The sequence below is a fragment of the Saccharothrix coeruleofusca genome (assembly GCF_014648515.1).
Taxonomy (GTDB): domain Bacteria; phylum Actinomycetota; class Actinomycetes; order Mycobacteriales; family Pseudonocardiaceae; genus Actinosynnema; species Actinosynnema coeruleofuscum.
Map to the genome: position 1 here is coordinate 244,385 of NZ_BMRG01000001.1, position 6,639 is coordinate 251,023.

The 6,639-nt window shown below is 75.7% G+C and carries 8 protein-coding genes; 4 read left to right on the forward strand and 4 right to left on the reverse strand.

What is annotated here, in order from left to right; all coding sequences use genetic code 11:
* The first annotated feature begins 32 nt into the window (after positions 1 to 32).
* Complete coding sequence (locus tag IEZ00_RS01310) at positions 33 to 1,076, forward strand: SIS domain-containing protein (RefSeq protein WP_189221168.1); 1,044 nt, start codon at positions 33 to 35, stop codon at positions 1,074 to 1,076.
* A 61-nt stretch (positions 1,077 to 1,137) separates the two neighbouring features.
* On the opposite strand, the gene nagA is transcribed toward IEZ00_RS01310, so the two are convergent.
* Positions 1,138 to 2,340: an N-acetylglucosamine-6-phosphate deacetylase gene (gene nagA, locus IEZ00_RS01315; protein WP_189221169.1), complete on the reverse strand. Its 1,203-nt coding sequence runs from the start codon at positions 2,338 to 2,340 to the stop codon at positions 1,138 to 1,140.
* 163 nt (positions 2,341 to 2,503) lie between these two features.
* On the opposite strand from nagA, the gene IEZ00_RS01320 reads away from it, so the two are divergent.
* Positions 2,504 to 3,178 (forward strand): FadR/GntR family transcriptional regulator, encoded by a 675-nt coding sequence (locus tag IEZ00_RS01320; protein WP_189221170.1) that lies wholly within the window; start codon positions 2,504 to 2,506, stop codon positions 3,176 to 3,178.
* Between the two features lie 24 nt (positions 3,179 to 3,202).
* On the opposite strand, the gene IEZ00_RS01325 is transcribed toward IEZ00_RS01320, so the two are convergent.
* Positions 3,203 to 3,568, reverse strand: a complete 366-nt coding sequence (locus tag IEZ00_RS01325; RefSeq protein ID WP_189221171.1) for a MerR family transcriptional regulator — start codon at positions 3,566 to 3,568, stop codon at positions 3,203 to 3,205.
* A 58-nt stretch (positions 3,569 to 3,626) separates the two neighbouring features.
* On the opposite strand from IEZ00_RS01325, the gene IEZ00_RS01330 reads away from it, so the two are divergent.
* Positions 3,627 to 4,442 carry an alpha/beta fold hydrolase gene (locus IEZ00_RS01330; protein WP_189221172.1) on the forward strand — a complete coding sequence of 272 codons (816 nt, stop codon included), beginning with the start codon at positions 3,627 to 3,629 and terminating at the stop codon, positions 4,440 to 4,442.
* 56 nt (positions 4,443 to 4,498) lie between these two features.
* Here IEZ00_RS01330 and IEZ00_RS01335 read toward each other — a convergent pair whose 3' ends face one another.
* Positions 4,499 to 5,080: an L-2-amino-thiazoline-4-carboxylic acid hydrolase gene (locus tag IEZ00_RS01335; RefSeq protein WP_209623696.1), complete on the reverse strand. Its 582-nt coding sequence runs from the start codon at positions 5,078 to 5,080 to the stop codon at positions 4,499 to 4,501.
* A gap of 138 nt (positions 5,081 to 5,218) precedes the next feature.
* Here IEZ00_RS01335 and IEZ00_RS01340 point away from each other — a divergent pair, with 138 nt between their 5' ends.
* Positions 5,219 to 6,142, forward strand: a complete 924-nt coding sequence (locus tag IEZ00_RS01340; protein ID WP_189221173.1) for an N-acetylglucosamine kinase — start codon at positions 5,219 to 5,221, stop codon at positions 6,140 to 6,142.
* 35 nt (positions 6,143 to 6,177) lie between these two features.
* Here IEZ00_RS01340 and IEZ00_RS01345 read toward each other — a convergent pair.
* Positions 6,178 to 6,639: DUF3159 domain-containing protein (locus IEZ00_RS01345; RefSeq protein WP_229794879.1), on the reverse strand; the 462-nt coding region annotated here is incomplete at its 5' end.

Genomic DNA, 6,639 nt, shown 5'->3' on the forward strand with positions numbered 1-6,639 from the left:
ACCTGACGCCACCACCTGACAGGGGTTCCGACATGACCGACCAGCAGCCCGGCAGGCACATGGCGGCCGAGATCGACCAGCAGCCCGGCATCTTCGCCGCGCTGGTGGACCGGCGGGCCGAGATCGCCGAGGTGGCGCGGGCCATCCGCGACCGCGGCCCCCGGTTCGTCCTGCTGGCCGCCAGGGGGTCCAGCGACCACGCGGCGCTGTACGCCAAGTACCTCACCGAGGTGCTGCTGCAGCTGCCCGCCGGCCTGGTGTCGCCGTCCACCACGACGCTGTACGGCGCCCAGCCGGACCTGACCGACGTGCTGGTGGTGTCGGTGTCGCAGAGCGGCGGCTCACCGGACCTGCTGGAGGTCACCGAGTCGGCGCGGGCCAGGGGCGCGCTCACCGTGGCGGTGACCAACACCCCCGACTCGCCGCTCAACGGCGCGGCCGAGCTGTCGGTGGACGTCGGCGCGGGCGTGGAGCACGCGGTGGCCGCCACCAAGACCTACTCGGCGACGCTGCTGGCGCTGTACCTGCTGGTGGACGCGGTGCGCGGCGGCGACGGGCGGCACGCGCGCGACCTGGGCGAGCTGGCCAGGTCCACTCTGGACAACTCGGCGGACGCGGTGGCCGAGGCGGTGCGGCGGTACCGGTTCGTGGACCGGGTGCTGACCACCGCGCGCGGGTACTCGCTGCCCTCGGCGCTGGAGTCGGCGCTGAAGCTGGCCGAGACCTCCTACCTCGCGGCCCGCGCCTACAGCGGGGCGGACCTGCTGCACGGGCCGGTGGCGGCGGTCGACGCCGAGACCGCGGTGCTGGCGGTGACCAGCACCGGCAAGGGCGGCGAGGCGCTGCACGACGTGCTGGACGCGGTGCACGGGCGCGGGGCGGACGTGCTGGCCGTCGGCTCGGCCGCGGCCAAGGTGTCGGCGGCGCTGCGCATCCCGGTGGCGGAGACCGCCGAGGAGGTGGCGCCGGTGCTGGAGATCCTGCCGGTGCAGCGGCTGGCGCACGGGCTGGCGCTGGCCCGCGGCGGCGACCCGGACAGCCCGCGCGGGCTGAACAAGGTCACCCGCACCCGCTAGCCGAGAAGGGCGGGCTCCCCTGGGGAGCCCGCCCTTCTCGTCAGCTCACCGGCCCGTCAGCTCACTGGCCGGCGGCGGCGTAGCCGAGCTTGCCGTCGGCGGGCACGGGCGCGTCGGCGTCGAAGACGACCTCGCCGCCCACCCAGACCTTGCGCGGGCGCAGCTCGTCGTCCCACCAGACCAGGTCTGCGGCCGCGCCGGGGGCCAGCCGTCCCAGCCCGGTCTCGCCGATGGCGTCCGCCGGCACGATCGTCGCCGAGGCCAGCGCGTCGGCCAGGTCCACGCCCACCGACACGATGTTGCGCACCGCCCGGTCCAGGGTCAGCGCGCTGCCCGCGATGATCCCCTCGGGCGAGCGCGGCACGCCGTCCTCGGTCAGCACCACGACCTCGCCGCCCAGGTGGTAGCGGCCGGGCGGCATGCCCGCGGCGGCCATCGCGTCGGTCACCAGCGCCACCCGGTGGCCCGCCGCGTTGAACACCAGCCTGCACACGTCCGGCCCCACGTGCGCGAGGTCGGCGATCAGGCCGAGGGTGAACCGCTCGTCCACCAGCGCCACGCCGGGCACGCCGGGCTCGCGGTGCCCCAGCGGCCGCTGGGCGTTGAACAGGTGGGTCACCATCCGCGCGCCCGCCTCGGCCGCCGCGCGGGTCTGCTCGCCGGTGGCGTCGCTGTGCCCGACGGCGACCAGCACGCCCGCCTCGACCAGCCTGCGCACGGCTGCCATGCCGCCGGGCTGCTCGGGGGCGAGGGTCACCACGCGCAGAGCGCCGCGCAGGGCCTCGTCGTCGAGCAGCTGGTCGATCTCGGCCGCTCCTGGTTCCGCCATCAGCGCCGGGTTGTGCACGCCCGCGCGCTTCGGGGACAGGAACGGCCCCTCCAGGTGCACGCCCAGCGGACGCGCGCCAACGCCCTCCGGCAGCGCGGCCGACGCCGCCAGCACCGCCCTGGCCTGCCGGATCGCCACCGGCACCGGCGCGGTGATCAGGGTCGGCAGGAAGCGCGTCACCCCCGTGCGCGGGAGGGCTCGGGCGACGGCGAGCATCCCCTCGGCGTCCACGTCCGCGAAGTCGATCCCGACCGCGCCGTTGACCTGCACGTCCACCAGTCCGGGGGTGAGCAGGCCGCCGGTGAGCACTTCGGCCCGCGCGGGCGGGTCGCCCGCGAGCACCTCCACGATCCGGCCCGCCCTGACGCGCACGGACGCCGGACCGGTGATGGTGCGACCGAGCAGTGCTCGCGGAGCTGCGACAACCGTGTCCAAGGTCCCTCCTCAAATGGTCCAGACCATTATGGCCGCAATCCGCAGGCCACGTCACCCGTGGTGAGAAGATAACCGAATATAGTGAATCACGGTTAATGATCGTCAGCCACGGCGGCGTTCCGGAACGGCCACAGCCCCGCTGCCGTTGGCCATACTGGGCGCCGTGGCGGTGACCGACGACGCGATCCTGCGCGTCAAGCAGATGATCGTGTCCGGGGAGCTGAAGCCGGGCGACCGGCTGCCCCGCGAGGCCGACCTCGCCGAGCGCCTGGGGCTGTCGCGCAACTCGCTGCGCGAGGCGGTGAAGGCGCTGTCCCTGGTGCGGGTGCTGGACGTGCGGCAGGGCGACGGCACCTACGTGTCCAGCCTGCGCGCCGACGAGCTGCTCGGCGCGCTGTCATTCGTGCTCGACCTGCACCGCGGCGAGGACTCGGCGCTGGAGGTGCTCCAGGTCCGCCGCATCCTGGAACCCGCCGCCGCCGCGATGGCCGCGACGCGCATCGGCGAGCAGGAGCTGGCCGCGCTGCGGGGGCTGTGCGACGCCGCGGAGTCCGCGCGCACGGTGGAGGAGCTGGCCGGGCACGACCTGGAGTTCCACCGGGCGGTCGCGCGCTGCTCGGGCAACTCCTACCTGGCCCGGCTGCTGGACGCGCTGGCCGGGCCGACCGCGCGGGCGCGGGTCTGGCGCGGCATCGCCAGGGCGGGCGCGGTGGAGCGCACGGTCGCCGAGCACCGCGCGATCGTCGACGCGCTGGCCGCCCACCAGCCGGAGCTGGCCCGCTCCTGGTCCACGGTGCACGTGGCGGGCGTCGAGCGGTGGCTGCCCGACCTGGCCTGACCCGCCGCGCTCAACCCACCACGCTCAACCCACCACGCCCTGGGGAGCCGCGTCGATCACCTCGTCGAGCATCCCGCGAGAGACCTGCAGCTGCTCGATCACCGACGTGATCCGCTCGCGCTCCCGCCGCAGCTGCGCCACCAGCGTGGAGCACGTGGGCACCAGCCGCTCGCCGTCGTCGCGCACGCACGGCAGCACCCGCGCGATCACGGCGGTCGGCAGCCCGGCGGTGAGCAGGGCCCGGATGCGCCGCACCGCGTCCACGTCCGCCTCGCGGTAGACCCGGTACCCGCTGGGCAGCCGCTCCGGCGCGAGCAGCCCCTGCTCCTCGTAGTAGCGCAGCAGCCGCTCGCTCACCCCGGTTCGCCGGACCATCTCACCGATGCGCACGTGATCCGCACCTCCGCGCCTTGACCCTCACATCGGTGTCAGACTTTATCGTCGCCGCATGACCACCGGAACCAAGCTGCCGCTGGGCCGCGTCGTGCGCGGCTCCGGACCCGGCCTGCTGCTCGCCCACGGCGCGGGCGGCGGTGTCGACGCCAACTTCGGACCGATCCTGGACGGCCTGGCCGAGCGCCGGACCGTGGTCGGCCCCGACTACCCCGGCACCGGCCGGACCCCGCGCGCCGCCGGACCGCTGTCGCTGGACGGGCTGGCCGACGACCTGGTCGCCGCCGCGGTCGAGGAGGGCCTGGAGACCTTCGCCGTCGCCGGGTACTCGCTGGGCGCCGCGGTGGCGGTGCGCGCGGCCACCCGCCACCCCGACCGGGTCACCGCGCTGGTGCTCACCGCGGGCTTCGCCCGGCCCAACCCGCGGATGCTGCTGGCCGTGCGGCTGTGGCGGGAGCTGCTGGAGGCGGGTGACCGCGAGCGCCTGGCGGCGTTCCTGGCCCTGATGGCCACCGGCGCGCCCGCGCTGGACCGGCTGTCCCAGGAGGCGCTGGACGCCGCGGTGGCGGACACCGCGGCGTCGATCCCGCCGGGCACGGCGCAGCACGTCGACCTGGCCGCCGAGGTCGACGTGCGGGACGACCTGGCCGCGATCCGGGTGCCCACCCTGGTGGTGTGCACCCGGCACGACGCCCTGGTGACGCCCTTCCTCCAGCGGCAGCTGGCCGAGGCCACCCCCGGCGCGGAGCTGGTCGAGCTCGAGGCGGGCCACCTGCCCTTCGCGGAGCGGCCCGCCGAGTGGCTGGCCGCGATCCGCGAGTTCCTGGACCGCGGTCAGGAGAACGCCGCCAGGAGAACGCGGCGGTGGTGATGCGGGTGATGCCCAGGCCGTGCACCGCGTGAGGCCGTCGGTGCGGGGCCTCGTCGTCAGGGTCGCACGTCGCGCCTGCGGAAGTGGAACGGGCAGGTGGCCCCGCCGCGCGCGATGGTGGTCGGGCGGCGGAAGTCGATGCCGTGCCGGTCGGGGTCGATCGCGCTGATCCAGGCGGCGTCGAACTCGCAGAACACCGGCCCCAGCTCGGGCACCCCGCAACGCGCCAGCACCTCGACGTAGAAGCACCGCCGCACGTCCACCAAGTAGCGCTCGTCATCGTCGGCGGTGCGCTCGAAGGCGAAGTCGGCCCCGAAGTAGTTCTCCTCGCGGTCCTTGGAGTAGCCCACGATCACGGCGAACGGGTCCTCGGCCGCGTCCAGCGCGGCCCTGGTGCTGTCGTGGCCGTGGGGACGGGTCGGTTCGTGGAACGCCCGCGCCACGCGCACGAGCGCCTCCCGCTGCGGCATCCGGGCCAGCAGGCACTGGTAGCCGGCGACGACGACGGCGGTCAGCTCCAGGTGGGGGCTCCGCCCGCCGATGCCTGCGACGATCCGCTCCGCGCGGTCGTCCAGCTCGGTCAGCGGCACCTCGCGACCGATGTGCTCGCGGAACAGGGTGATGATGAGATCGTTCACGGTGGTTGTCCTTCGGTCCGCACCCGCGCACGCGCGGGACGGCCGGCACGCTCCAACCACCAACCTGGCGCCGACCAGGGTTGTCGGTACGAGGCCGGAATCTACACCCGCGCACCGGACGGCCGGCAAGCTGATCGCATGGATCTCGTGGTCGGTCTGGACGCGGGTGGCACGTCGACCAGGGCGCTGGTGCTGGACCTGACCGGCCGCGCGGTCGGCGTGGGCCGCGCGGGCGGGGGCAACCCCAACTCGCACCCGCCCGAGCGGGCCGCCGCGCACGTCGGGCAGGCGCTGCGGGAGGCGCTGGCGGGCCTGGACGCGGGCGGGGTGCGGGCGGGCGTGCTGGGCATGGCCGGGTCCAGCAAGCTGACCGACCCCCTGGTGGCCGAGCTGTACGAGCGGGCGTGGTCGGACGCGGGGCTGCGCTGCCCGCTGCGGGTGGTGACCGACTGCGAGGCCGCGTTCGCCACCGCCTCGGCGTCGCCGGACGGGACGGCGCTGGTGGCGGGCACGGGGTCGATCGCGGCGCGGATCGAGGGCAGGCGGCTGGTCCGCACGGCGGGCGGGTACGGCTGGCTGCTCGGCGACGAGGGCTCGGCGTTCTGGCTGGGCCGCGAGGCGGTGCGGGCGGCGCTGCGGGCGCTGGAGGCGGGTGAGCTGGACGGCCTGGCCGAGGCGGTGCTCGCGCTGGCGGGGGTGGCGCCGGGACCGGCGGCGTGGAAGCGGCTGATCACCGCGGTCAACGCCGAGCCGCCGATCCACCTGGCCCGGTTCGCGCCGCTGGTGACCGCGCACGCGGCCGAGCCGGTGGCGGACGGGATCGTGCGCCGGGCGGCGCGCGTGCTGGCCGACCTGGCGATGGCCGCGCGGACCCCGGCGGAGACGACGCCGATCGTGCTGGTCGGCAGCCTGGTCGGGGCGCCGTCGCTGGGCGAGCGGCTGCGCGCGGAGCTGGCGGTGCGCACGGACGGCCCGGTGCTGGTGGCGTCCGAGGGCGCGGCGGGCGCGGCGTGGCTGGCCGCCGTGGAGCTGCTCGGCGACGACGCGCCCCGCCCGGTCTGAGCGCCCGGTCTGAGCGCCCCGACCGAGCGCCCCGGTCAGGCGGCGGGCTCGCGGGGGTGGCGCAGGCCGGGGTGGTCGGCCGGGAGGGTGCGGCGCAGGATCCACCAGCTCGCCGCGACGCACACGGCCTGCAGCGGCCAGGTCAGCGCCACCCGCATGATGCCGAGCACGAGCACCTGCCCGGCCAGCCACAGCGCCCCGAAGACCACCACGCGCAGCACGTACTGCCCCACCCACGGCCAGCTCGCGTAGCGGTAGGCGCGCAGCAGGTCCGGGTCGCGCCGCCAGCGGAACTTCTGCCCGGTCAGCAGGCCGACGACCACGCCCAGCAGCGGCCACCGCACCACGATGCTGGCCAGCCAGGCCAGCGCGCTGGCGGCGTTGAGGAACACCTGCACCAGGAAGAAGTCCTCGGCCCGGCCGGTGCGCAGCGCCACGTAGGCGGCCAGCACGACCAGCGTCACGCTGACCACGACACCGCCGACGCGCCCGCCCCG